This is a genomic window from Paraburkholderia acidiphila (assembly GCF_009789655.1).
Lineage (GTDB): Bacteria > Pseudomonadota > Gammaproteobacteria > Burkholderiales > Burkholderiaceae > Paraburkholderia > Paraburkholderia acidiphila.
Genome location: NZ_CP046909.1, coordinates 2,445,841 through 2,471,901 on the forward strand (window position 1 = coordinate 2,445,841; position 26,061 = coordinate 2,471,901).

General features: G+C 65.5%; 23 protein-coding genes. 16 read left to right on the forward strand and 7 right to left on the reverse strand.

Translation table 11 applies throughout. The features are described from left to right. Positions 1 to 10: 10 nt before the first annotated feature. Together clpA and clpS are read right to left on the reverse strand one after the other, a co-directional pair. Positions 11 to 2,302 (reverse strand): ATP-dependent Clp protease ATP-binding subunit ClpA, encoded by a 2,292-nt coding sequence (clpA, locus tag FAZ97_RS11050; protein ID WP_069262762.1) that lies wholly within the window; start codon positions 2,300 to 2,302, stop codon positions 11 to 13. Then, the gene (gene clpS / locus FAZ97_RS11055; RefSeq protein ID WP_028213389.1) at positions 2,299 to 2,613 is read right to left on the reverse strand and encodes an ATP-dependent Clp protease adapter ClpS; all 315 of its coding nucleotides are present in this window, start codon (positions 2,611 to 2,613) and stop codon (positions 2,299 to 2,301) included. Before clpS ends, clpA begins: the two co-directional genes overlap by 4 nt. A 585-nt stretch (positions 2,614 to 3,198) precedes the next feature. On the opposite strand from clpS, the gene cspD reads away from it, so the two are divergent. After that, positions 3,199 to 3,405, forward strand: coding sequence for a cold shock domain-containing protein CspD (cspD, locus tag FAZ97_RS11060; RefSeq protein ID WP_017776809.1), 207 nt, complete (start codon positions 3,199 to 3,201; stop codon positions 3,403 to 3,405). Between the two features lie 80 nt (positions 3,406 to 3,485). Here the strand turns inward: cspD and FAZ97_RS11065 are convergent, their stop codons facing one another. Continuing rightward, on the reverse strand, positions 3,486 to 5,102 hold the full coding sequence (locus FAZ97_RS11065) for a multicopper oxidase family protein (protein ID WP_158758465.1): 1,617 nt from the start codon (positions 5,100 to 5,102) through the stop codon (positions 3,486 to 3,488). A 171-nt stretch (positions 5,103 to 5,273) separates the two neighbouring features. Here FAZ97_RS11065 and FAZ97_RS11070 point away from each other — a divergent pair, with 171 nt between their 5' ends. Together FAZ97_RS11070 and FAZ97_RS11075 are read left to right on the forward strand one after the other, a co-directional pair. Continuing rightward, entirely contained in the window at positions 5,274 to 5,429 is a 156-nt protein-coding gene (locus tag FAZ97_RS11070; protein ID WP_158758466.1) for a hypothetical protein, read from the forward strand. A gap of 243 nt (positions 5,430 to 5,672) precedes the next feature. Next, positions 5,673 to 5,876, forward strand: coding sequence for a lipid-binding SYLF domain-containing protein (locus FAZ97_RS11075; protein WP_233271575.1), 204 nt, complete (start codon positions 5,673 to 5,675; stop codon positions 5,874 to 5,876). Positions 5,877 to 5,969: 93 nt separating this feature from the next. Here the strand turns inward: FAZ97_RS11075 and icd are convergent, their stop codons facing one another. After that, positions 5,970 to 7,226, reverse strand: a complete 1,257-nt coding sequence (icd, locus tag FAZ97_RS11080; RefSeq protein WP_158758467.1) for an NADP-dependent isocitrate dehydrogenase — start codon at positions 7,224 to 7,226, stop codon at positions 5,970 to 5,972. A gap of 283 nt (positions 7,227 to 7,509) precedes the next feature. Continuing rightward, positions 7,510 to 7,635 carry a hypothetical protein gene (locus FAZ97_RS35605; RefSeq protein WP_267904741.1) on the reverse strand — a complete coding sequence of 42 codons (126 nt, stop codon included), beginning with the start codon at positions 7,633 to 7,635 and terminating at the stop codon, positions 7,510 to 7,512. 139 nt (positions 7,636 to 7,774) lie between these two features. Between FAZ97_RS35605 and FAZ97_RS11085 the strand changes: the two genes are divergently transcribed. From FAZ97_RS11085 to FAZ97_RS11135, 11 genes are all read left to right on the forward strand, one after another. After that, complete coding sequence (locus FAZ97_RS11085; protein WP_158758468.1) at positions 7,775 to 8,356, forward strand: pseudouridine synthase; 582 nt, start codon at positions 7,775 to 7,777, stop codon at positions 8,354 to 8,356. Positions 8,357 to 8,700: 344 nt separating this feature from the next. Continuing rightward, the gene (locus FAZ97_RS11090; protein WP_158758469.1) at positions 8,701 to 8,901 is read left to right on the forward strand and encodes a hypothetical protein; all 201 of its coding nucleotides are present in this window, start codon (positions 8,701 to 8,703) and stop codon (positions 8,899 to 8,901) included. A gap of 243 nt (positions 8,902 to 9,144) precedes the next feature. Then, a complete protein-coding gene (locus FAZ97_RS11095; RefSeq protein ID WP_158758470.1) occupies positions 9,145 to 9,663 on the forward strand; it encodes a DUF192 domain-containing protein in 519 nt (172 codons plus the stop codon). Positions 9,664 to 10,042: 379 nt separating this feature from the next. After that, complete coding sequence (fusA, locus tag FAZ97_RS11100; RefSeq protein ID WP_158758471.1) at positions 10,043 to 12,151, forward strand: elongation factor G; 2,109 nt, start codon at positions 10,043 to 10,045, stop codon at positions 12,149 to 12,151. Positions 12,152 to 12,293: 142 nt separating this feature from the next. After that, entirely contained in the window at positions 12,294 to 12,812 is a 519-nt protein-coding gene (locus FAZ97_RS11105; RefSeq protein ID WP_158758472.1) for a cupin domain-containing protein, read from the forward strand. A gap of 28 nt (positions 12,813 to 12,840) precedes the next feature. Next, the gene (locus tag FAZ97_RS11110; RefSeq protein WP_158758473.1) at positions 12,841 to 13,860 is read left to right on the forward strand and encodes a HoxN/HupN/NixA family nickel/cobalt transporter; all 1,020 of its coding nucleotides are present in this window, start codon (positions 12,841 to 12,843) and stop codon (positions 13,858 to 13,860) included. A gap of 244 nt (positions 13,861 to 14,104) precedes the next feature. Next, a complete protein-coding gene (locus tag FAZ97_RS11115) occupies positions 14,105 to 15,781 on the forward strand; it encodes an ABC transporter substrate-binding protein (protein ID WP_158758474.1) in 1,677 nt (558 codons plus the stop codon). Between the two features lie 60 nt (positions 15,782 to 15,841). Next, a complete protein-coding gene (locus tag FAZ97_RS11120) occupies positions 15,842 to 16,834 on the forward strand; it encodes an ABC transporter permease (RefSeq protein WP_407671810.1) in 993 nt (330 codons plus the stop codon). Between the two features lie 5 nt (positions 16,835 to 16,839). Continuing rightward, complete coding sequence (locus FAZ97_RS11125; RefSeq protein ID WP_158758476.1) at positions 16,840 to 17,745, forward strand: ABC transporter permease; 906 nt, start codon at positions 16,840 to 16,842, stop codon at positions 17,743 to 17,745. After that, positions 17,742 to 19,838 carry a dipeptide ABC transporter ATP-binding protein gene (locus tag FAZ97_RS11130; protein ID WP_233271577.1) on the forward strand — a complete coding sequence of 699 codons (2,097 nt, stop codon included), beginning with the start codon at positions 17,742 to 17,744 and terminating at the stop codon, positions 19,836 to 19,838. Before FAZ97_RS11125 ends, FAZ97_RS11130 begins: the two co-directional genes overlap by 4 nt. Before the next feature lie 547 nt (positions 19,839 to 20,385). Further along, positions 20,386 to 21,213, forward strand: coding sequence for a hypothetical protein (locus tag FAZ97_RS11135; protein ID WP_158758478.1), 828 nt, complete (start codon positions 20,386 to 20,388; stop codon positions 21,211 to 21,213). Between the two features lie 237 nt (positions 21,214 to 21,450). Here the strand turns inward: FAZ97_RS11135 and FAZ97_RS11140 are convergent, their stop codons facing one another. Then, positions 21,451 to 22,296 (reverse strand): aldo/keto reductase, encoded by an 846-nt coding sequence (locus tag FAZ97_RS11140; protein ID WP_158758479.1) that lies wholly within the window; start codon positions 22,294 to 22,296, stop codon positions 21,451 to 21,453. A 158-nt stretch (positions 22,297 to 22,454) separates the two neighbouring features. Between FAZ97_RS11140 and FAZ97_RS11145 the strand changes: the two genes are divergently transcribed. Then, positions 22,455 to 23,201 (forward strand): GntR family transcriptional regulator, encoded by a 747-nt coding sequence (locus FAZ97_RS11145; protein ID WP_158758480.1) that lies wholly within the window; start codon positions 22,455 to 22,457, stop codon positions 23,199 to 23,201. 20 nt (positions 23,202 to 23,221) lie between these two features. Here the strand turns inward: FAZ97_RS11145 and FAZ97_RS11150 are convergent, their stop codons facing one another. Then, on the reverse strand, positions 23,222 to 24,655 hold the full coding sequence (locus FAZ97_RS11150; RefSeq protein ID WP_158758481.1) for a CoA transferase: 1,434 nt from the start codon (positions 24,653 to 24,655) through the stop codon (positions 23,222 to 23,224). Positions 24,656 to 24,799: 144 nt separating this feature from the next. Between FAZ97_RS11150 and FAZ97_RS11155 the strand changes: the two genes are divergently transcribed. Next, positions 24,800 to 26,050 carry a citrate/2-methylcitrate synthase gene (locus FAZ97_RS11155; protein WP_158758482.1) on the forward strand — a complete coding sequence of 417 codons (1,251 nt, stop codon included), beginning with the start codon at positions 24,800 to 24,802 and terminating at the stop codon, positions 26,048 to 26,050. Positions 26,051 to 26,061: the final 11 nt, after the last annotated feature.

Genomic DNA, 26,061 nt, shown 5'->3' on the forward strand with positions numbered 1-26,061 from the left:
GCGCCGCCGCTTACTCCACTTCCACCGCTTCCGGATTGCGCGGCGCCGGCTGCTCGTCGAACGTGAGCTGAACCTTGTCTTCCGCATCGACGTCCACAGTCACGCGCCCGCCGTTCATGAGCTTGCCGAACAGCAGTTCGTCGGCGAGAGCACGGCGGATCGTGTCCTGGATCAGGCGCTGCATCGGGCGCGCGCCCATCAGCGGGTCGAAACCGTGCTTTGCCAGATGCTTGCGCAGCGCGTCGGTGAAGACGGCGTCGACCTTCTTCTCGTGCAGCTGGTCTTCCAGTTGCATGAGGAACTTGTCGACCACACGCATGATGATTTCCTCATCGAGCGCGCGGAAGCTGATCGTCTGGTCGAGCCGGTTGCGGAACTCCGGCGTGAACAGGCGCTTGATGTCGGCCAGTTCGTCGCCCTGCTCGCGCCGGGTCGTGAAGCCGATCGTCGACTTGTTCATCGCCTCGGCGCCCGCGTTCGTCGTCATGATGATGATGACGTTGCGGAAGTCCGCCTTGCGGCCGTTGTTGTCGGTCAGCGTGCCATGGTCCATCACCTGCAGCAGCACGTTGAAGATGTCCGGGTGCGCCTTTTCGATTTCGTCGAGCAGCAGCACGCAGTGCGGCTTCTTCGTGACGGCTTCGGTGAGCAGACCGCCCTGGTCGAACCCGACGTAGCCCGGCGGCGCGCCGATCAGGCGGCTCACCGCATGGCGCTCCATGTACTCGGACATGTCGAAGCGGATCAGCTCGATACCGAGCGTGAACGCGAGTTGACGCGCCACTTCGGTCTTGCCGACGCCGGTCGGACCCGAGAACAGGAACGAGCCGATCGGCTTGTCCGTCTTGCCGAGACCCGCGCGCGCCATCTTGATCGAAGCCGAAAGCGCGTCGATCGCCGGATCCTGGCCGAACACCACAGCCTTGAGGTCGCGGTCGAGCGTTTGCAGCTTGCTGCGATCGTCCTGCGAGACGCTTTGCGCCGGCACGCGCGCGATCTTCGAGATGATCTCTTCGATCTCGCTCTTGCCGATGGTCTTCTTCTGCTTCGACTTCGGCAGAATGCGCTGGGCGGCGCCCGCTTCGTCGATCACGTCGATGGCCTTGTCGGGCAAGTGACGGTCGGTGATGAAGCGTGCCGACAGTTCAGCGGCCGCGTTCAGCGCGCCCGACGAATACTTCACGCCGTGGTGCTCTTCGAAACGCGACTTCAGGCCACGCAGGATCGCGACGGTCTGCTCGACGGTCGGCTCGACCACGTCGACCTTCTGGAAGCGCCGCGACAGCGCCGCGTCCTTCTCGAAGATGCCGCGGTATTCCGTGAACGTCGTCGCGCCAATGCACTTGAGCGTGCCCGACGAGAGCGCCGGCTTGAGCAGGTTCGACGCATCGAGCGTGCCGCCCGACGCGGCGCCCGCGCCGATCAGCGTATGAATCTCGTCGATGAACAGAATGGCGTGCGGACGCTCTTTCAGTTCTTTCAGCACCGTTTTGAGGCGCTGCTCGAAGTCGCCGCGATACTTCGTGCCCGCAAGCAGTGCACCCATATCGAGCGAGTAGACCTGGGCATCGGCAAGAATGTCCGGCACTTCGCCGCGCGTAATGCGCCAGGCGAGCCCCTCCGCGATCGCGGTCTTGCCGACACCGGCCTCGCCCACGAGCAGCGGATTGTTCTTGCGGCGGCGGCACAGCACCTGCACCACGCGCTCCACTTCCAGTTCGCGACCGATGAGCGGGTCGATGCGGCCGTCCTTCGCCATCTGGTTCAGGTTCTGCGTGAACTGGGCGAGCGGGGTTTCCTTCTGGCCGGCGGCGTCTTCGGCTTCGGCGTTCGCGTCGCTGGCCTTGGCGGCTTCGCCACTGCCCGTCTTCGCGATACCGTGCGAAATGAAATTCACGACATCCAGACGCGTGACGCCCTGCTGCTGCAGGTAGTACACCGCGTGCGAGTCCTTCTCGCCGAAGATGGCGACCAGCACGTTCGCGCCCGTCACTTCCTTCTTGCCGTTGGAAGTGGACTGGACGTGCATGATCGCGCGCTGGATCACGCGCTGGAACCCGAGCGTCGGCTGCGTATCGACGTCATCCGTGCCGGGAACCGTAGGGGTATTGTCGTGAATGAAGTTGCGCAGGTTCTGTCGCAGGTCTTCGATATTGGCGGCACACGCACGCAACACTTCCGCCGCTGTTGGATTGTCCAACAGCGCCAGCAGCAGATGCTCGACCGTTATGAACTCGTGCCGTGCCTGACGTGCTTCCATGAACGCCATGTGCAGGCTGACTTCCAGTTCCTGGGCAATCATGCTTCCTCCATCACACACTGCAGCGGATGCCCGGCCTGCCGTGCATGGGTAACGACTTGCTCAACTTTGGTCGACGCGATGTCTCGCGTATAGACCCCACAAACGCCCCTGCCCTCGCGATGCACCTTCAACATGATCTGCGTTGCGGTCTCGCGGTCCTTATTGAAATATTCCTGCACGACCATCACGACGAATTCCATCGGCGTGTAGTCGTCATTCATTAGCACGACCTTGTACATGGAGGGCGGTTTGACCTTTTGCTCCTGCCGCTCCAGTACGGTTGAATCCTGCTTGTCCGGGATAATCGCCATACACCCATTCTAAACAACTCGGACAGGCCCGCAATCCTGCCGTAACCTGACCGGCCGGCCGGTGAACCCGGCGCTCCCGACCTGCGACCCGCTGCAAGCAATTCATGCGCCCTGGCCCGGCCCCGATCCCTTGGACCGGCTGCGGGGCCGGTACACAATCCTGCTCTGAGCAGCTTTCACGCCACCGTTGAATCGAGTATCGCACAACCTTGGCGTTGCCGTGGGAAGCGACTGTAGGCGCCCGCACGCTCAGTGTCAGATTCCATGGTGCGGTGCATCGCATATGCGTCGCTTGCGCGTTTTTTCAAGACGACTCATGCACCCTGCTTTATGCACCGGCGCTTAGCGTCGGCGAAAAGCAGGAAAAACCCTGGAAATGCGCTCTTTACAACGCGTCAAACAGCGTCTCAAAATATTCTTGACAGCAGAATAAAGACCCTCAACAATCAAGCTGGCACTTTTTTCAACCGCCTTAAATTCGAAAAAATGCCGTTGGTGAGCTTGTGAGGAGGGGGCGATCGCACCGCGATCGTTTGGCTTTTCGAACTGCTCGTGGTAGTGACATGAGTTACAGGGGAAGTTGGTATGGCAACCGGTACGGTCAAGTGGTTCAACGACGCGAAGGGTTTCGGGTTCATCACGCCGGATGAAGGCGGCGAGGACCTGTTCGCTCACTTTTCGGCTATTCAAATGAATGGCTTCAAGACCCTCAAAGAAGGTCAGAAGGTGAGCTTCGAGGTCGTGCAAGGCCCGAAGGGTAAACAGGCATCGAACATTCAGGCAGCAGCCTGATCTGTTCGGTACCCGTACCTTGGAAACCCGGCTTCGGCCGGGTTTTCTTTTTGGCGTCATCGTTTTTTAACGTTTGAGTGCTAACTCACGCGTAACGTGCCCATCATCCCGAGATCCTCGTGCTCGAGGATGTGGCAATGAAACATGCGGTCACCCGCCTCGTGCTGGACGGTTGCGATGTGCACCGTTTCGCCGGGCCGCACATTCACCGTGTCGCGCCACGCCAGCAAGTCCTCTGCGCGGCGCACGCCGCCCCGCTCGCGCGCCATCACCTGAAATTGCGTACCGTGCAGATGAAACGGATGGTCCATGTCCGTGCCGTTTGCAATCGACCAGTGCTCGACTTCGCCGCGCCGGCTCGACAGCGTCACGCGCGCCGGATCGAACACCGCGCCGTTCACCATGAACTGCATGCCGCGCGGCATAGCCTGCGCGGAGGCACCGGGTGCGTGCATCGCTTTCATGTCCATGGCTTCGCTGAATGCCACGCGTTTTTGCGGGACAGTTAGGAAACCTGATGAAACTAGCGGCGCAATCTCGCGCAAGCGCGCCGGCAACGCCGGTCGTGCCGCCACGTTGGCCGGCGCGAAGCCAACGTTCGCCAGCATCGACGATGGCCCCGCAGGCAAGCTGCCGTGTGTCATCGCCATTTTGTGGCGATCGTATTGCGCGGCAATCAGCGACGCACGCGAGGCGCCCTGTCCCGCGCGCACGATCAGCTCGGCGCGCTCGCCCGGTGCCAGCAAAAGCGACGTGACGCCCTCGCGCGGCGCGCCCAGCAGCCCGCCGTCCGTGCCCACCTGCGTGAAGGCACGGCCGTCGTCGAAGGCGAGTTGCAGATAGCGCGCGTTACAGCCGTTCCAGACGCGCCAGCGCTCGTCGCGCACGACCTCGATGTGCGGCTCGCGCGCCCCGTTCACGAGCACGTACTGACCTTCGCGGCCATTCATCCAGTCCATCATGCTGTTAGCGGGAATCGCGCCATCGGCTGCGAGCTTCAGGTCGGAAACGAACAGATGGCGCTCGGGCCATGCTGCGAGCGGATCGTCGGCGGCGCGCACGACGAAGGGGCCCGCGAGGCCGCGGAACACCTGCTCCGAACTGAGCATGTGCGGATGCGGGTGATACCAGTAGGTGCCCGCGCTTCCCGGCGGCAGCGTGAAGCGATAGACGTGCCGTTCGCCCGGCGCGACAGGTTTCGACGGATTGCCGTCCTGATCGGGTGGCACGGGCAGGCCGTGCCAATGGATCGTCGAAGGCTGCGGCAGCTGGTTCACGAAAGTGATTTCGACGGTATCGCCCTCGCGTACGTCGATCAACGGACCGATCACCGGGCCGTCGTTTTCCCTTGCTGCTCCCGCATCGAGCGCATCGTATTGCCAGAAGACCGTTTGCGGTTTTCCCGGCAGCAGCGCACGTGCAGCGGGTTGCGCGACGAGCGTCGCGCGAAACTGGCCCGGCTCGCGGCTCTGGTTGGCAAGCGTGCGCAGCGCGGCAAGCGGCGCGCCGGCGGGCAACGCGTCGACGGCGGCAAGCGACACTTGCGCCTGCATCATGCCGCCCGACATCGCTGGCATATTCGACATGCCGTGCATGGCGTGCATGCCGCCGTCCGCGTCTTGCGCAAATGAGCGGTGCGGGAGCAGGGTCGCGGCGGCGGCGCTCAACGCACCGGATAGAAAGGCTCTTCGTTTCATCAATCAGTTCCTCATACCTCGTTCATGCCAGAGCACGTGGCGTGCGATAGCAGGCACGCCGCGCGTGCGGCCGTTCGCTTCATGTGCGAAGCATTTCGCGCCGCTCAGACGATCGGAGGAGGTAATGGAGGAGCGTGGGTAATCCCGGCACGCAGCGGGACAGGAAGAACGTTGAGTGGAGAGCCATCGGGCGCTTGCATACTCAATGCCAATGCAACGGGCGGCGCGCCGCAATGCACGCCGCAGCCCGCGACACAGCAACTCGCGCCGCACGAACCGTGGCCGCTCGTGTTCGTCGGGTCGCCGGATTTCGTCGTGCCGCAATGATCGATGGCCACCGCCACGCTGTGCGCCGCGTGCCCGATTCGCTGCGAGTGCTCGCAAGCCGTCGCGCCGCGCACGGCGAAGAGCGCGAACAGGCAAGCAAGAAAAAGACGGCACAAAAAACGCATGCGATTTGGGCGAAGGACTAACCGGGTTGATACGCATCATCATATCGCACAGCAGTCATCGCGACGCGCGTAACGCCGTGCCGCGCACCATGTTGTGGTGTTTTCAAAGGACGGCAGCGTGCTTGGCTATTACAACGTCAGCGCCCTCTCCTATGGCTTGCAGGCCGGGGCCCAAAACTTCTCGGAGGCGATGTCTCTCATGACACCGGGCGCAAAGCAATATCTCGATAGCAGCGATGTGTATGCGTTCGTTTTCGGTCAGACCGGGCTGATGGCCGGGCTTGGCGTCCAAGGGCAGAAGATTACGAAACTCACGGAGTGAGGCGCAAAAAGAAAAACCCCGGTGACGCAGAGGTCCACCGGGGTTTTCGCATGACGTACTGCCTGAATCTGATCAATGCGTGAACGAATTCGCTCACATATTCTCGATCATCACCTGCCCGAAGCCCGAGCACGACACTTGTGTCGCCCCTTCCATGAGCCGTGCGAAGTCATAGGTCACACGTTTTTGCTGAATCGACTTTTCCATCGAAGCAATGATTAGGTTCGCCGCCTCGAACCAGCCGAGATGACGCAGCATCATTTCCGCCGAGAGAATTTCGGAGCCCGGATTCACATAGTCCTTACCCGCATACTTAGGCGCCGTACCGTGAGTGGCCTCGAACATCGCCACGGAGTCCGAAAGATTCGCACCCGGTGCGATGCCAATGCCGCCCACTTGCGCCGCCAGCGCGTCGGAAATGTAATCGCCATTCAGATTCAGCGTGGCGATCACGTCGTATTCGGCCGGGCGCAGCAGGATCTGCTGGAGGAAGGCATCGGCGATCACGTCCTTGATCACGATGTCGCCGCCCGTCTTCGGATTCTTGATCTTCATCCACGGACCGCCATCGATCAGCTCCGCTGCGAACTCCTTCTGCGCGAGCGCATAACCGTAGTCGCGGAACGCGCCTTCGGTGTACTTCATGATGTTGCCCTTGTGCACGAGCGTGACCGAACGGCGCTCGTTGTCGATCGCATACTGGATCGCCTTGCGCACGAGACGCTCCGTGCCCTCGCGCGACACCGGCTTGACGCCCACGCCCGAACTCTCCGGAAAGCGGATCTTCGCCACGCCCATCTCGTCGCGCAGGAACTTGATGAGCTTCTTCGCGCCTTCGGATTCCGCGGGCCATTCGATGCCCGCATAGATGTCCTCCGAGTTCTCGCGGAAGATAACCATGTTGACCTTCTCCGGCGCGCGCACCGGCGACGGCACGCCCTTGAAGTACTGCACCGGGCGCAAACACACGTACAGGTCGAGTTGCTGGCGCAGCGCGACGTTCAGCGACCGGATGCCGCCGCCAACGGGCGTCGTGAGCGGCCCCTTGATCGACACCACGTACTCCTTCACCACATCGAGCGTTTCTTCGGGCAGCCACACGTCCGGACCGTACACCCGGGTCGCCTTCTCGCCCGCGTAGATTTCCATCCAGTGAATCTTGCGCTTGCCGCCGTAGGCCTTTTCTACCGCCGCGTCGACCACCTTCAGCATGACCGGCGTGATGTCCACGCCCGTGCCATCGCCTTCGATGTACGGAATGATCGGCTGGTCTGAGACGTTGAGCGAGAAGTCCGGATTGACGGTGATCTTTTCACCGTCGGTCGGAACCAGGATGTGCTGATACGGCATGATCGACTCCAGTAAGGGCAAGGCGGTTGTAGCGGGTTTGACGCGGCGCCAGGCGCCTCGCGGCGGCAGCGAAGCCGTTTCGCCCGGCGAGAGAGGCATCTCGCCGTTGCGGCTTCTCGACAACCGGCGCGGTCGCCACGCGGTCAATATTCGCAGCAAGACTGTCCAGGGACACGCGACGCACAGTGCGCAACCGAGCGGAGCAAGCGGCTGCAAGCGGCTTGACGAGCGGCTTGCCCAGGCGGCGCGAGCGGCCCGTCGGCGTGAGGGTCTGGCGGCTATTCTAGCCCACGCCTCGCGCACGCGTGCCGCACACCTCACACGGGCGCCAGCGCGAGGCAAGCCGCTTGCGCTGCTGCGACGCCACATGGGCGGACACATCCGCGCTGCGCGCGAGACGTCGTTGCATGGGTTCCTGTCGCCGCAAAGGAGTCATCCGGACCGCCCGTGTCATATGTCTTATATAAGAGATAGAAATCGGCAATGCGCAATATGCATTAAGATCTCGGCGCCAGCCAGTTCTCCATTTGTTATCCGTCGCCACCGTCATGCGTTTGATCGCCCTCAATAAACCGTTCGGCACGATCTGTCAGTTTTCGCCGCACGAAACACGCCAGTCACTCGCGGACTGGGTGAAGGTGCCGGGCGTCTATCCCGCTGGCCGGCTCGACTCCGATAGCGAAGGTCTCCTGCTCCTCACCGACGACGGGGCCTTGCAGGCGCGCATTGCCGAGCCGAAACGCAAACTCGTGAAGCGCTATTGGGCGCAAGTGGAAGGCGAGCCCGATGCGGCAGCGCTTGCCGCGCTCGAACGCGGCGTCGATCTCGGCGACTTCGTGACGCAGCCGTGTCGAACAAGAATCATTGCCACGCCGGAGCATTTGTGGTCGCGCAATCCACCGATTCGTTATCGTGCGTCAATCCCCACCACGTGGGTGGAGATCGCGATCAGCGAAGGCAAGAACAGGCAGGTGCGACGCATGACTGCGGCAGTCGGGTACCCGACATTGCGGCTCGTACGCGTCGCAATCGGCGCACTCGATATTTTTTCGCTTGGCCTCGCGCCCGGCGAGAGCATCGATGTGCCCGCCAACGCGCCCTGGCAAAACACGTCGCCTAAACACAAGTGATTGTTGCGCAAGCACTTTTCGCTCGCCGACCGATTTTTTTCGAATTACGCGACACGTCCCCCGCCTTTCTGTTGCGTCTCGTTACGAAGCAAATGAAAAGTTTGCGTCAACCGTCTCGCGAGACCATGCGTTATTCGACGCAGATGCCGCCAGAAGCTATCCGGCATTCAGCCTTCCGGGTCCTCGCAGCAATGCACGGTCCTGACCGCTGGCAGAAGCAGAAATCAAATTCACGCGAATTTGTCGAAGGCGACTGTCAACCGAAAGGTGGATGGCACGTTTACCGACCTGACTCCAAAAACCGGGTCACTTGGTTAATTAACTCAAGCTTGAGGATTCACAACATGAACAAACTGATCGCTGCTCTGGTCGCTGGCCTCTTCGCATCGGCTGCATTCGCACAAGCTTCGGCTCCGGAAGCTGCTTCGGCTGCTCCGGCTGCTGCTGCTTCGGCTGCTCACAAGTCGTCGCACAAGAAGTCGCACAAGAAGTCGTCGCACAAGAAGGCAGCGAAGGCTGAAGCCGCTTCGGCAGCTTCGGAGTAAGCTTGCTGTAAGACGCACAGAGGACCGGCATTCACTGCCGCTCTTCAGCGCGACGAAAGGCAGAGCGCCGCAAGGCGTTCTGCCTTTTTGTTTGCCCGCGTGTTTTCAGGCATTTTATTGACATGCGCGCTCGCCGCATCACGCCGATGACACAAATGATGACGTGAACCGCGCCGCGCATTTTGACCCGTTCTGACCTGGTCGCGTAACATGCGCGGATTAACCTACAGCAAGGAGTCTCTCGTGCGATTTTCCCTGCGCTCGTTCTTCGTGCGCTGCGCGCTTGTCGTCGCATTGCCATTCGCCGCTTTCGCGGCGCTCACGTTCACCGCGGCGGCAACGTCGAGCATTGCGCTTGCGCAGCAGATGCCGCCGGGGGCCAAGCAGCCCAGTGAATTTCCGCGCGTAAAACTCACGGCAGGCATGTTCGTGATCGACGCCGCGGTCGCCGCCAACGACGCGGATCGCGAACAAGGCCTCATGTACCGTTCGCAACTCGGGCCCAATGAAGGCATGTTGTTCGTGTTCGGCGAAAACGCCGTGCACTGTTTCTGGATGAAGAACACGCTGATCCCGCTGTCGATCGCCTTCATTCGCGCCGACGGCACGATCACCGACATCGACGAAATGCAGGCCGAAACGACCAACAACCACTGCCCGCGCAATAACGGCACCTTCGCGCTCGAAATGCCCAAGGGCTGGTTCACGGCGAAGGGCATCAAGCCCGGCATGGTGATTCAGGGACTGCCGCCGCTGCAGTAAGCGCGCGGTTGCCCCGCAGCTAAAACTGTCGCGCGACACCCGCGCACGGCGCGAGAAGCGCAAGCCGGCCCCGCACGCACGCGGCGCCGGTTTTTTTACGCCCGCGTTTCGACTCACAAGCAGCATCCACTGACGCTACGCCAGGGCTCGCACACGCGGCGCCGCGCCTGGCGCCGAAGCAGCCACCTGCGGCCCGCTGCGCCCGCCATCCCGCGCCGCGACATGCGCCCTGCAAAACCGGCGCGCAAGCGCTATCCTATTAATCCCCCGCATGGCGCGTGCCACTTCAGCGCGCGCCGTGCGGCGCATCGGGCCGCGCGCTGGCCGCGCCGCGTGCCGCCCGGCAGCTTCCATGGCGCGTCATTCCAAGGAGATCACCGTGCCTCGCAAGACCCCCATCGAGCGCTATCGCAACATCGGGATCAGCGCTCACATCGACGCCGGCAAAACCACGACGACCGAGCGCATCCTTTTCTATACCGGCGTGAATCACAAGCTCGGCGAGGTTCACGACGGCGCGGCGACCATGGACTGGATGGAGCAGGAACAGGAACGCGGCATCACGATCACCTCGGCCGCGACCACCGCGTTCTGGAAGGGCATGGCCGGCAATTACCCCGAACACCGCATCAACATCATCGACACCCCGGGGCACGTGGACTTCACGATCGAAGTGGAGCGCTCCATGCGCGTGCTCGACGGCGCGTGCATGGTGTACGACTCCGTGGGCGGCGTGCAGCCGCAGTCGGAAACGGTGTGGCGCCAGGCGAACAAGTACAAGGTGCCGCGCATTGCGTTCGTTAACAAGATGGACCGCGTGGGCGCGGACTTCTTCCGCGTGCAGCGGCAGATCGGCGAGCGCCTCAAGGGTGTGGCCGTGCCTATCCAGATTCCGGTGGGCGCGGAAGATCACTTCCAGGGCGTGGTCGATCTCGTGAAGATGAAGGCGATCGTCTGGGACGACGAGAGCCAGGGCGTGAAGTTCGAGTACGAGGACATCCCCGCGAATCTCGTCGAGCTTGCGCACGAGTGGCGCGAGAAGATGGTCGAAGCCGCCGCCGAAGCCGACGAAACGCTGCTCGAAAAGTATCTTCACGACCACGAGAGCCTGACCGAAGAGGAAATCAAGGGCGGCCTGCGCAAGCGCACGATCGCCAACGAGATCGTGCCGATGCTCTGTGGCAGCGCGTTCAAGAACAAGGGCGTGCAGGCCATGCTCGACGCCGTGATCGACTATCTGCCCTCGCCCGTGGACGTGCCCGCGATTCTCGGCCACGACCTCCACGACAAGGAGATCGAGCGCCATCCGAGCGACGACGAGCCGTTCTCCGCGCTCGCCTTCAAGATCATGACCGACCCGTTCGTCGGGCAGCTGATCTTCTTCCGCGTCTATTCGGGCGTGGTGAATTCGGGCGACACGGTGCTCAACGCGACCAAGGACAAGAAGGAGCGCCTCGGCCGCATCCTGCAGATGCACGCGAACGAGCGCAAGGAAATCAAGGAAGTGCGCGCGGGCGATATCGCGGCGGCGGTGGGCCTGAAGGAAGCGACGACGGGCGACACGCTCTGCGACCCGGCGCATGCCATCGTGCTCGAACGCATGATCTTCCCCGAGCCCGTGATCTCGCAGGCCGTCGAGCCGAAGACCAAGGCCGACCAGGAAAAGATGGGCATCGCGCTCAACCGGCTCGCACAGGAAGACCCGTCTTTCCGCGTGCAAACCGATGAAGAGTCCGGCCAGACCATCATTTCGGGCATGGGCGAGCTGCACCTGGAAATTCTCGTCGACCGCATGAAGCGCGAGTTCGGCGTGGAGGCGACGGTCGGCAAGCCGCAGGTCGCGTATCGCGAGACCGTGAAGAACAAGGTCGAAGATGTCGAAGGCAAGTTCGTCAAGCAGTCGGGCGGACGCGGCCAGTATGGCCATGCCGTCATCACGCTTGAACCGCAGCCGCCGGGCAAGGGCTACGAGTTCGTCGACGCCATCAAGGGCGGCGTGATTCCGCGCGAGTTCATCCCGGCTGTCGACAAGGGCATTCAGGAGACGCTGAAGGCCGGCGTGCTCGCGGGCTACCCCGTGGTCGACACGAAGGTCACACTCACGTTCGGCTCTTACCACGACGTGGACTCGAACGAAAACGCCTTCCGCATGGCCGGCTCGATGGCCTTCAAGGAAGCGATGCGCAAGGCAAAGCCGATTCTGCTCGAACCGATGATGGCGGTGGAAGTGGAAACGCCCGAGGACTTCATGGGCAACGTGATGGGCGACCTCTCCAGCCGGCGCGGCATCGTGCAGGGCATGGAGGACATCGCGGGCGGCGGCGGCAAGATCGTGCGCGCCGAAGTGCCACTCTCGGAGATGTTTGGCTACTCGACGTCGCTACGCTCGCTCACGCAAGGCCGCGCCACCTACACGATGGAGTTCAAGCACTACTCGGAAACGCCGCAGAACGTGGCCGAAGCGGTCATCAACGCGAAGAAGGCTTAACGTAGGCAATGCGCCGGCGCTGCTGGGCATACGAAAGCCCGTCCCCTTGCGGACGGGCTTTTTTACATGCGCGCGGCGCAATTTTGGCCATGCCACAATGCGGCGATAACGCTGCGCCGCCCACAGTCAAGGAGACACGACGATGAGTCACGATCACGACCATGAGCATCCTCATGACCACCCTCACGACGACGCGCCTGTCGACTGGCGCGAAAACGGCGTCAAGGTGATACGCGGCGATCAGCTCGACACGAACACCGCACAAACGCCCGGCATGAACCGCGCTGCCGCGATCAACGCGGCGCGCGTGGGCGCGCAGAAAATCTGGGCAGGCACGGTCACGATCCATCCGAACGCGAAGACAGGCGCGCATCATCACGGCGCGCTGGAGAGCGTGATCTACGTCGTGCGCGGCCACGCGCGCATGCGTTGGGGCGAGCATCTGGAATTCACGGCGGAGGCCGGTCCCGGCGACTTCATCTTCGTGCCGCCCTACGTGCCGCACCAGGAGATCAACGCGAGTACCGACGATCCGCTCGAATGCGTGCTAGTGCGCAGCGACAACGAGGCCGTGGTGGTGAACCTGAACATCGACGCCGTCGAAGCGCCGGAAACCGTGTACTGGGTCGACCCGATCCACCGCCATCCGCACGACCATTGAACGCCCGGCCGCAAGAAACCCTTACGCGATGACGACACCCACCGCCCCGCTGCGCACCCGCCTGATTGCGCTCTATGCCGCGCTCATCGCCGCCAATCTCGGTGCGTGGGCCTGGGCGCTGATCGCGTTTCGCCACTACCCGCTGCTGCTCGGCACGGCGTTGCTCGCCTATGGCTTCGGCCTGCGCCATGCGGTGGACGCCGACCATATCGCCGCCATCGACGCCGTCACGCGCAAGCTCATGCAGCAGGGCGAGCGCCCGCTCGGCGTGGGCCTCGCGTTCTCGCTCGGCCATTCGACGGTCGTGATCCTCGCCACGCTCGGCATCGCGCTCACGGCGCTCTCGCTGCATGGCCGCTTCGAGCAGTTCCACGAGATCGGCTCGACGATCGGTACGCTCGTGTCGTCGACGTTCCTGCTCGCGCTCGCGTGCGTGAACCTCGTGATCCTGCGCGACGTGTGGATGCGTTACCGGCGCGCGCAACAGGGCGACGACGCGACGCTCGCGGCCGCCGCGGCGCCCGCGCCCGCCGGCCTCTTTTCGCGCGCACTGCGTCCGCTCTTCGCACTCGTCACGAAGAGCTGGCACCTGTATCCCGTGGGCGTGCTGTTCGGCCTCGGCTTCGATACGGCCACCGAAATCGGGCTGCTCGCCATCGCCGCCGCCGAAGCGGGCAAGGGCTTGCCGATGTATTCGATTCTCGTGTTCCCCGCGCTTTTCACCGCGGGCATGACGCTCGTCGACTCCACCGACAACGTGCTGATGGTCCACGCCTACGGCTGGGCCATGGATGACCCCAGGCGCAAGCTCTACTACAACGCGAGTATCACGTTCGTCTCCGCGCTCGTGGCGATCGTGATCGGCGGCGTGGAAGCGCTCGGGCTCATCGCCGACAAGCTCGGCGCAAGCGGCGGCGCGTGGACGGTCATCGCCGGCCTGAACGAGCGCTTCGGCGAACTGGGCTACGGCATCGTCGCGGCGTTCATCGCGTGCTGGATCGGCTCGGTGCTGTTCCATCGCTGGCGCCGGCCCGCAGCGGCGCGCTAACACTCACACGCCGTTCCTCGCACGGCGCGCAACCCTGCGAAACCCTACCCTTCGCCTCGTTTGCCGAAAGCGCGTAAACTAGGCCCAGCTATCGCGCGCAATCGCCCCATCAATCGCTTCGCTCAGTTTCACTCAGTTTCGCTTAGCTGCACCCATTCGTCGTCTGCCGTACCGCATGCCGCCGTCGCGCACGCCCTTGGGCCTCGCGCGTCCCCTGAACGGAATCGCACGGAAACCCGCACCGATGAAACGACCGCAGTCCCGCCGTCCGCTCCTCTCCCGCCTCGAAGCGCTGCGCCCTCAGGCTGGCGACCATGGCAACCATGCGCTCGACGAATTCGCAGCCGGGCGCCTCACGCGCCGCGAGCTGCTGCGCTATGCGAGCGCGGTCGGCCTCACGGCACTGCCTGCCTTCGCAGGGCTCGCCGTGCCACGCAGCGCGCACGCCCAGGCCGCAGGCAAGCCTGGCGAACAGACGATCCGCGTGGCGCACCTCATGCCTGCGGGCGCCGTCGATCCGCTGACGGTGACCGATGCGGGCGCGCTGTGCCTCCTGAACCAGACCGGCGAATTCCTCGCCAACGACGACGCGCAAGGCCATCTGCAGCCCGCCCTCGCGCTCTCGTGGCAGGCCAACGCGAAAGCAGACGTCTGGACGTTCAAGCTGCGCCCCAACGTGAAATTCCACGACGGCCAGCCGTTCGGAGCGAAAGACGTGGTGGCGACCTTCGATCGTCTCGCCGATCCGGCAACCGGCTCGGCGGCGCTTTCGGTACTGAAGGGCGTGCTCTCGAAAGGCGGGACGAAGGCCATCGACGACCACACGGTCGAGTTCCATCTCGACGCGCCCAACGGCAACTTCGCCTACTACGTTTCTTCGGACAACTACAACGCCGTGATGCTGCCCGCCAACTATGCGGGCAATTACGAAAAGAGCTTTATCGGCACGGGGCCGTTCAAGCTCGACAAGTTCGAAGCGCGGCGCGGCGCGAGCTTCGTGCGCAATCCCGACTACTGGGGGGACAAGGCGCTGCCCGCGCGCGTGGAGTTCGCGTTCTACGCCGACGAGCAGGCCCAGTTGCTCGCGCTGCAAGGCCACCAGGCCGACGTGATGGGCACCTTCACCGTGCAGGGCGGCATCGGCATCCTGAACAATCCCGACTTCAAGGTGATCGGCGTACGATCGAGCGCGCATCGCCAGATCCACATGCGCAACGACTCGCCCACGTTCAAGGACAAGCGCGTGCGCCAGGCGCTCGCGCTTGCGCTCGATCGCGACGTGCTCGTGCGCGGGCTCTTCAAGGGCCGCGCCGTGGTGGGCAACGACAGTCCGTTCGCGCCCATCTTCCCCTCTACGGCAACCGACGTACCCCAGCGCAAGATCGATGTCGCGAAGGCACGCCAGTTGCTCGCCCAAGCGGGCGTGGCGAACGGTTTCGACGTGACGCTCACCACCGAAAAGTACATGGAGATACCGGACCTCGCCGTGGTCGTGCAGAACGCGGCGAAGGCGGTCGGCATTCGCATCACGCTCAAGGTGGAGAGCCAGTCACAGTACTACGGCGCGGGCACGTTCGGCAAATCGGACTGGCTCGACTCGCCGCTCGGCATCACCGACTACGGGCACCGGGGCGTGCCGAACGTGTTTCTCAACGCGCCGCTCACCTCGGGCGGCACGTGGAATGCGGCGCACTTTCGCAACGCTGAATACGACAAGCTGGTCGCGCAGTTCGCGGCGACGCTCGACGTGGCGGCCCAGAAGCAGGTGGCGAGGCAGATCCAGACGCTGTTGCTCGACGAGACGCCCGTGATCATCCCGTACTTCTACGACCAGTTGATCGCGCAGCGCGCCGTGCTTTCGGGCGTACGCTTCACGGCGCTCGCCCAGCTCTATTTCGACCGCGCAACGCTCGCCGCCTGAGCCGGCACGCGAGGCTGGCGCACCCGAAACGGAGGTCCGATGGCTACGCCGCTCCCGCCCATGCCGAATCCGACCGGCGCCGCGCGCGCATTCGCCCCACGCGCGGGCGTCGCGCGCTTTCTTGCAAGGCGCGCCGCGTGGGCGATTTTCACGCTCTGGCTGCTTTCGGTACTCGTGTTCGCGGGCGGCCAGTTGCTGCCCGGCGACATCGGCCGCGCCGTGCTCGGGCCGCTCGCCGACGCGCGCGCCGTGGCCGCGCTCAATCACGAACTGGGCGCCGACCGGCCCGTGCTCGATCAGTACGCCTCGTGGATCACGCATGCGCTGCGCGGCGACTTCGGCATGTCATGGAGCTACAAGGAGCCCGTGGCGCCGTTCGTGGGCGACGCGCTCCTGCAGTCGGCGAAGCTCGGCCTGCTTGCATTCGTCGTGGTGGTGCCGCTCGGCATTGCGGGCGGCGTGTGGGCAGCGCTTCACGAAGGCCGCCTGATCGACCGCGCGATCAGCACGGGCGGCCTGTGCGCGAGCGCCGTGCCGGAATTCGTCTCGTCAATCGTGCTGATCCTCATCTTCGGCGTTTGGCTGCGCTGGTTGCCAATCGAAGCCACCGCGCCCACCGGCGCGGGCGTGCTCGAGCAATTGCGTCATCTCGTGCTGCCTGTGCTGCCGCTCGTGCTCGTGTTCTTCGGCTATCTTGCGCGCATCGCGCGCGCGGGCACGATCACGGCGCTCGATGCCGACTACACGCGCACCGCGATTCTCAAAGGCTTGCCGAGCCACGTCGTGATCGTGCGCCACGTGCTGCGCAATGCGCTCTTGCCGAGCGTGACGGTGGCGGCCACGCAGCTCGGTTATCTGATCGGCGGGCTCGTCGTGGTCGAATCGCTGTTTCGTTATCCGGGCGTGGGTTCCCTCATCTTCAACGCCGCAAAAGCCAAAGACTTTCCATTGCTCGAAGCGGGCGTGCTCGCAGTGGGTGCGGTCTACACACTCGCGAATCTCGCCGCCGACGCGCTGCACGCGCTCCTCGATCCGCGCCTGCGCACACCATGAGTCGCATGAACGATATGGCGTCCGAAACGATTTCCTCCGATGCGCAACCGCCTGGCGAGCCAGGCGAAGAAGCACTCGCCGATACGCGTTTACGCGACACGCTGCATCTGCTGCTGCGCTCTCCCTCGTTTGTCGCAGGTGCATTGATTCTCGTGTGGTGGATCGTCTGCGCACTCGCGGGCCCGTGGTTCGCACCGCACGACGCCTACGCTTCCGACCCGCTCAGCTCGCTGCTGCCGCCCGACCCGACGCACTGGTGCGGCACCGATCAGCTCGGGCGCGACATCTGCTCGCGCGTGATCGTGGGCGCGCGCGACATCCTCACGATCGCGCCGCTCGCCACGCTCGTCGGCACGCTCGCGGGCGCGGCGCTGGGTCTCGTGACGGGCTACTTCGAAGGCGCATTCGGCACCCTCGTCGCGCGCACGCTCGACGCGGTGCTCGCGCTGCCGCTCGTGATCGTGGCGCTCCTCGTGCTCGCGGCCGTGGGCGCCTCGAATCTCGCCGTGGTGCTCGTGATCGGCATCACGTTCGCGCCGCTGATCGCACGCACGGTGCGCGCGGCCGTGCTCGCCGAGCGCCATCTCGACTACGTGGCGGCGGCGCGTTTGCGCGGCGCGAATGCGGTTGCCGTGATGTTCACCGAGATCCTGCCGAACGTGTGGCCGCCCATCGTCGTCGAGGCGACGGTGCGCCTCGGCTATGCGATCTTCGCGGTCGCGACGCTCTCGTTCCTCGGCTTCGGCATCCAGCCGCCGTCCGCCGACTGGGGGCTCGCGCTCGCCGAGTCGTACACGCTGCTCGCAGGCGGCGCATGGTGGAGCGTGGCCTTCGACGCGCTCGCCATCGCCTCGCTCGTGGTGGCCGTGAACCTCATTGCCGACAGCCTGCGCGAGGTGCTCCAATCGTGAACCGCCCCGCTTCTTCACGGCCTGCACTCGCCACCTTCAGCGCGCCGCGCGACGACGACGCGCTCGCGCTCGTCGGCCTCACTGTCGCTTATCGCGTGCGCGGGCGCGACCGGGACGTGCTCACCGATGTCTCGCTGCGCATCCGGCGCGGCGAAGCATATGGGCTCGTGGGCGAATCGGGCTGCGGCAAGTCGACGGTCGCGCTCGCCGCACTGCGCTATCTCCCGCGCAACGGCCGCGTGAAGGCCGGACGCATTGCGATTGCGGGCGACGACGTGCTCGCGCTCGACGCCGACGGGCTGCGCACGCTGCGCGCCAACGCCGTGTCGATGGTTTATCAGGACCCCGCCAGCGCGCTCAATCCCACGCTCACTATCGCGCGTCAATTGAACGAAGCGTTCGAAGCCGCGGGCGCCGACGCGAACGTGGCCCGCTCGCGCTCGCATGCCATGCTCGAACGCGTGCGCATTGCCGATCCGGGGCGCGTGCTCGCGAGCTATCCGCATCAGCTATCGGGCGGCATGCAGCAGCGCGTGGTGATTGCGATGGCGCTCGCGTCGAACCCCGCGCTTCTGATCCTCGACGAACCGACCACAGGCCTCGATGCGACCGTCGAAGCCGAAGTGCTCGATCTCATCGCGAAGCTGCGCGCGGAGCTGGGCATGGCGGTGCTGCTCATCAGCCACGACCTCGCGGTGATCGGTCGCATGTGCGAACGCGTGGGCGTGCTCTACGCGGGGCGGCTAGTCGAGGAAGGCGCGACGCGCGACGTGTTCGAGCACGCGCGGCATCCCTATACGGTGGGCCTGCTGCGCTGCCTGCCCGCGCATGGGCGCAACAAGCATGCTGGCGCGCTCGACACGATACCGGGCGAGTTGCCGGCGCCCGGCGCAAGCGCGCCCGGCTGCATCTATGCGCCGCGCTGCCGTCTCGCCGATGCGCGATGCCGCGCGCAAGCGCCGCCGCCGCATCGCATGACGTCACCGCACGGCGAGCAGATGTCGCGCTGCCACTATCACGAGCGCGCGATCGAATTGCCATTCGGGAATCTGATCGGTGGCGGCGACGGCGCGCAGACATCGAACGATGGCACTTCGAATGCCGATGCCGAGCCGCGTGTCGTACTGCGTGCGCTCGGCGTCTCACGCACCTTCGGACACGGCGCGCAAGCCGTGCGCGCGCTCGACGGCGTATCGATCGAGTTGCATGCGGGCGAGACGCTCGGCCTCGTAGGCGAATCGGGCAGCGGCAAGACGACACTCGCGCGCATGCTGCTCGGCCTGCATGCGCCCGACGCGGGCGGTGCCATCGAACTCGACGGCAAACGCCTGCACGCCCACGTCGCGCGCCGCCGCGCCGACGAGCGTGCGTCGCTGCGCGTCGTGTTCCAGCATCCGGACGCCTCGCTCAATCGTGCGCTGCCGGTGAAACGGCTGATCGAGCGTGCGCTTTCGCGGCAGCGCGACGGCACGCTGGCAGATCGCCAAGCCTCAGACGAATCGCGCATCGCGGGGCTGCTCGAAGCCGTGCGCGTGCCCGCGCGCTATCTCGTGGCCCGCGCCCGGCAACTTTCGGGAGGCCTCAAGCAGCGTGTGGCCATCGCCCAGGCGTTTGCGGGCGAGCCGCGCATTGTGATCTGCGACGAACCGACCTCGGCGCTCGACGTCTCCGTGCAGGCCGCGATTCTCAACCTGCTCGCACGCCTGCAGCGCGAACGCGGCGTGAGCTACCTGTTCATCTCGCACGACCTCGATGTCGTGCGCTATCTCGCCGACCGCATCGTCGTGCTCTACGCGGGCCGCATCGTGGAAAGCGGTCCGGCTGGCGCGGTGTTCGACGGCCCATGGCATCCGTATACAGAAACGCTGCTGGCCGCGCGCGCGCTGGGCGCGGCTTCGGCAAACGGCACACAGGCCACGGGGCGCGGCTGCATTTTCAGCGGGCACTGCGCGCGCAAAGTCGGCGCTATTTGCGACGAAGCGCCTCCGCCGCTTGGCGATGCGGGCAACGGCCATCGTATTCTCTGCCACATTCCCGTAGACGAATTGCGCGCGCAACAGCGCGCCACCACGGCCACGCAAGCGGCAACCTGAAGGTGCGATAGCGCTCATATCGCGTCCCCCGGTTCGTTGTGCTGTCCGCTTTCGCAACGCGAATCGCACGATTCGGCGCGCGCGTTTCATCGCCGTAACGTTTTCCGCGTTTTTTCCGCCACGCCGGCGACACATCAATTGTTAAGTCCACCCTGCGCGCCCCTCCCCGGCCGATGGCACAAAACTGGCTACATCGGCACCAGGCATCCGGCCGCTGCAATCCAGTGCTATCCGCCCCGACACGCGCGGGGCGTCGCACCGGGCGGACGGATGACCGGCCGCTCGACGCGCTTGTAATCTGCCGTCCCACACCATGGGCACCGACAATCCACAAGTAGTCCTGCACAAACCGGTCATCCTCCGCGCGGCCTGACCGGATGCCTTTTGTTTGGCGAGTACCGCGCGAGCCGGATCGAAGAATCATCCACGCCGGCGCGAAGCGGGTTGCTAGCCTGACGGAGTCGGCGCACGCGCAAAAGGCGTGCAGCCAGCACGGGGGCATGAGAGACGGCGGCGTATCACGCTGCCGCCTCACGGGGAGAACAAGATGAAAAAAACGACAATTCATCAGTACTACAATCTAATAAGACAGGGAGGTGTCGTGTGTGCGGTGGGCGCGGGCATGCTGTTCACCGCGGCCCCCGCCCACGCTGCAGGCGACACCATCAATCCGGTGATCCTGCTCGCCGACGCACCGCTGCCCGCGAGCGGGGCGGAAGGCTTCGGGGCGTTCGACGCGCCGGTTGCGGCGCAATCGCCAGCTGCCGGTTCGCCTGCCGCAGGCGCCTTATCGAAAACTGATTCGGACTCCGATTCAGCGATCCTGGCGAACGACGTTTCTACTGTGTTCGCACCGAACGATTGCATTAGCCGTACGACAGGCAGCGCGTGTTTTCGGGGCAACGGCGGCGGCAGCCATGGCGGCTCGGGTTCGACGGGCGGCAGTAATGGGAGCAGTGGACGCGGCGGCGGCGGTGCGGGCGCCGCTACGGCCAGCACGGGAGGGCTTGGCCGCAGCGGTAGTGCCGGCGTAGGAGGGACGGGGCCGAGCGGTTCGGGAGGCGGTTCCAGCAACTCCGGCGGCGGGAAAGGCGGCGGTGGAAACAATGGTGCTGGCAACAACGGCGGCGGTAACAACGGCGGCGGCAACAACGGCGGCGGCAACAACGGCGGCAGCAGTTCAAGCGGGTGTGGCTGCGGCAGCCACGGCGGATCCGCAAGCGGCCCATCGGGCGGATTCGGCGGCGGCTTTGGCGGGGGTTTTGGCGGCTTCGGCGGTGGTTTCGGAGGTGGATTCGGCAAGGGTGGACCGTCGGGCGGCCCGGGCGGCGGGTACGGCGGCGGACACGGTGGCGGCCATGGCAGCGGTCATTGAGCCTGTACGGCGGTGCAGGCAAACCGCCGCAGCCACCCCGATCTGGCGCGACGGCCAGGCGCGCCAGTCCTGGCGTCGGCGGCGGCGTCCCGGTCCCCCGGCCGGGCACCGCCGCCGTGGGCCGGTCGCCGGATGCGCGATGCGCGTGGCGTTCCCAGGCGGACACGCCGGCTGTCTGCTCGCGATACGCAGGCGCAGGCGATGACCGCGCGCGCGAAGCGCGTACCCCTTCGCGCCCTACAGCATCTCCAGCGGACGCTTGCTGCGCGGCGGCTTGAAATAGGCGTCGAGCGCCGCGTGCTCTTGCGCGCCGAGCACGAGATCGAGCGCCGCGCGGTTGTCGCGCACGTGCTCCACGCGCCCCGCCTTCGGAATCGCACAGGCCCCGCTTTGACCCAGGACCCACGCCATCGCCACGCGATACACCGACACGCCGTGCGCATGCGCGATGTCGTCGAGCGGCGAGCGCCTCGGCAAACGCGCGTGATCGACGGGGCTATACGCCATCACCGGCATACGATGCGCCGCGCTCCACGGCAGCAGGTCGAACTCGGCGCCGCGCCGCGCGATGTTGTAGAGGATCTGGTTGGTCGCGCAAGCGTCGCCGCCGGGCGTGGCGAACAGTTCCTCCATGTCGTCGGTGTCGAAGTTGCTCACGCCCCAGTGACGGATCTTGCCCGCGCGCACGAGCGCTTCGAACCCTTCGACCGTCTCTTCGAGCGGCACGCCGCCGCGCCAGTGCAGCAAATAAAGATCGAGCCGGTCGGTGCCGAGGCGTTTCAGGCTCGCCTCGCACGCGCGCACCACGCCGTTGCGGCTCGCGTTGTGCGGATACACCTTGCTCACCAGAAACACCTCGTCGCGCAAACCCTGCAAGGCCTCGCCGACGAGACGCTCGGTCGCGCCGTCGCCGTACATCTCGGCGGTGTCGATGAGCGTCATGCCGAGCGCCACGCCCTCGCGCAACGCGGCGATTTCCGCTGCGCGATGCGCGCTGCGCTCGCCCATTTCCCACGTGCCCTGCCCGAGCTTCGGAATGCGTTCGCCGTCCGGCAATGCAACGCTTGCGATATCGGTCGTCATGATCTCCCTTTGCGCGCTGCAACGGCGCTGACTGGCACAGAACGGCCAGTGTATCGCCTCGCGCGCAATGCGGTCATACGCACTCTCGCAAACCGTTCATTTCCGGGATCGCACGCCGATGACATAAAATTGCCGTTCGCCTTTCATGCACGCCTCCCATGAACGCACCCACGGAAGACCGCTGGCGCGACCTGCGCCCGGACCCGGACAACGACACGCCGCTCTATCTGCAGCTCGCACGCAAGCTGAGCATCGCGATTCACGACAACCGCTGGAACGCGGGCGAAGCCCTGCCTTCGGAACGCGTACTCGCGGAATCGCTCGGCGTTTCGCGCATCACCGCGCGCAAGGCGATCGCCCTCCTCGTCGAGCAGGGCCTGATTCGCCGCACGCAAGGCGCGGGCAGCTTCATCACGCCGCGTATCGAAGACCCGCTCTCGCGCCTCACGAGCTTTAGCGAAATGCTGCGCCAGCGCGGGTTCACGCCGAGCTCGCGCTGGCTCTCGCGCGAAATCCAGCCCGCGAGCCGCGACGAGGTGATCCAGCTCGGCCTTTCGCCGGCGGCGGCCGTCACGCGCCTGAAGCGCCTGCGTCTCGCGGACGGCATCGTCATGGCCGTCGAGAACTCCACTTTCCCCGCCGCGCTGATTCCCGACCCGAGCGCGATCGGCGATTCGCTCTACAGCTTTCTCGAACAGCGCGGACTGTCGATCGTGCGCGCGCTGCAACACTTTCGCGCCGTGAACGCCAGCGAGGAAATCGCGCGGCAGATGAGCATCGCGCCCAACGAGGCACTGCTGCTGATCACGCGCGTGGGCTACACCGCCGATCAGCGCGCCATCGAACTCACCGATACGTACTGCCGCAACGACTACTACGATTTCGTCGCGGAATTGCGCAAGTAGCTCGCTAAAGCGCGTACGTTCTACCGCGCGCTCCACAACGGCGCATCGCTGCCGATCGGCACCGGTGGCCGCGCGTGAAACGCGGGGGTGAGTTCGAGCCGCTCGGCGGGCGCCACCGCGCGCACGCGCCCGAACGGCGAATCCATTTCCTCCAGACAATCGGCGAGATCGGCGGCGCCCACCTCGGGTGATCGCTGGCCGTCTTCGAGCGTGCCCATCGTCTGCAGCCAGCGGCCCGTTTGCGCGAGCGAAAGGCGCACGTGCCAGCTGCCGCCTTCGCGTGCGCGCCGTGCGAGCGCGACCATCGCGCCGAACGCCGCGAGATAGCCGGTGGCGTGATCGAGCGCCTGACACGGCAGCGGACGGGCCGCCGTGAATGGCTGCGCGGTCTTCCGGCCGCCGTTGCCCTGCTTTGCCGCCGCGACGCTCTCGGCCCACACGATCCCGCTCGCCGACTGCACGAGGCTGTCGAAGCCGCGCCGCTCGCGCCACGGCCCGCGATGCCCATACGCACTGATCGACACGCACACGATGCCGGGCCGCAACTGCGCGAGCGCTTCGGGCGCGAATCCGCGCGTGGCGAGCGCGCCGGGCCGGTAGCCTTGAACGAACACATCGGCGTCGCGCGCGAGCGCGCGCAATTGCTCGCATGCGGCTTCGTCGCGCAGATCGAGCGTCGCCGAGCGCTTGCTGCGGCCGTTGTCGATCACGAGCGGCGCGATGTTCGGCAGATGCGGACCGTTGATGAGCAGCACATCCGCGCCGTGCTGACCGAGCGTGCGCCCCGCCACCGGCCCCGCGATGATGCGCGTGAGGTCGAGCACGCGCACGCCTTCCAGAGGACGCGCGCCGGCGTCCGCGCGCGGCGTCTCGGCGGGCGCGTCGCCAATGCGCTCGATCTCGAAGAGCGGCAAACTCGCCACGGCCTTCGCCTGCTCGTGCGCGGCCCATTCGCGGGGCGCGCGCACGAGCGCGGCGCACAGGCCCGCTTGCGCGAGCGCGTCGTCGAGCGCCGCGCCTTCCCAGCCGAGGATCGCGCGCGCCACGGCGTCGCGGTCGTCCGCGCATTGGAACACGCGCAGGATGCCCGCAAGGTGATGGGGGAAGTTCGCGTGCAGCTGGATCCAGCGGCCGTCGCCGGTCGGGAAGTGGCCCGTCACGGGGTGACGCAGTTCCGTAGGCGGCTTGCCGTCCACGCTCAAATATCGTTCGCTGCGAAACGCGGCGAGCGCCCGGCGCACATCGATCGCCACACGCTGCGAGCGGCCCGTGCGCAACGCATGCAATTGCGCAGCCGCGAGCCCCGCCGCGCCAATGCTCGCGGCTGCGAGCGTGCCCACGCGAAAGATCGACGGCAGACCCGGATCGCCGCCTTCCATATCGAGCCAGCCGAGCGCGGACGAGTCGCAGCCCGCCAGCATCCAGAGGTGTTCGAGCGCGTCGCGTGGCGTCATGGTGTGCGGTCCTTTTGCGAGGGAGGCGAGGAGAAGACGAGCCGAAGTGATGTCACGCATCGTCGCGCCGCTCGAATCTTCGATCAATCTTGATTATCATGATCAACATAGATTGATTTCTCCGGTTCCGGGAGACGAGCCACCATGTCCAGCTATATGACCGCGCAAGAAGCCGCCGCCGAACTCGGCATCAGCCGGGCCACGCTCTATGCCTATGTGAGCCGCGGACTCATCGCCTCGGCGCCCTCGCCCAATGGCCGCCACAACCGCTACGACTCCGCCGAGGTGAGGCGCCTCGCGCGCCGCAAGGCCGACGGCAAGCGCGCGGGCAAGGTCGCGCAGAAGGTGCTGGATTGGGGCGTGCCCGTGCTCGAATCGTCGATCACGCTGATCGCCGACGGCAAGCTCTTTTACCGAGGTCAGGACGCCATCGCGCTCGCGCGCGAGGCCTCGCTCGAAGAAGTCGCGGCGCTGCTCTGGCAATGCGCGCCGCGCCGCGTGCTGCAGGCGCCCGAGGCGCCCATCGCGGCCGCGCAATGGTCGGCGTGGCTGAAGATCTGGAGCGGGCATACGCCGCTCGAACGTGCGCTCGTGCTGTTGCCGGCGGCCGCCGCGCAAATGCCGCGCATCTGGGCACAAGGCCGCGACGCGCAAATCGATACCGGTGCGATGCTCATGCGCCTGCTCGCGGCGGCGCTGGTTTCCGCGGCGCCGTCGAACGAGCCGCTGCACCGCCAGCTAGGCGAGGCGTGGGGCGTGCGCTCGCGCGCGCAAGCCGACCTGCTGCGCGCGGCGCTCGTGCTGTGCGCGGACCACGAACTGAATGCCTCGACGTTCACGGTACGGTGCATCACTTCGACCGGCACGCATCTGTTCGGCGCGGCGACGGGCGGCCTCGCCGCGCTGGCCGGACCGCGCCACGGCGGCGAGACCACGCGCGTGGCCGCGCTCTTCGACGAAGCCTCACGCGCCGACGACCTGCATCGCTATCTGGCCGACCGCCTCGCGCCCGACGAACTCGGCGCGGCGGTGCCGCTGTCCGGCTTCGGCCACCCGCTCTATCCGGATGGCGACCCGCGCGCGCGCGTGTTGCTGGACCTGCTCGCACAGCGTGCTCCGGCGCGCTCGCCAATGGACGAAGTCGACGCGCTCGCCCAGGCCGTGGCCGAGACGAGCGGCGCGCGCCCGACGCTAGACTACGCGCTCGCGGCCATCGAGCGCGTGCTGGGACTGCCGCGCGGCGCGGCGTTCACGCTGTTCGCCGCCGGCCGCGTGACGGGCTGGATCGCGCATGCGCTCGAGCAGACCGCCGACGGCCGGCTGATCCGCCCGCGCGCACGCTATGTGGGGGAAATGGCAGGCGACATGAGGCATACCGCGCGGCATATCGCGTAACACAAGCAACG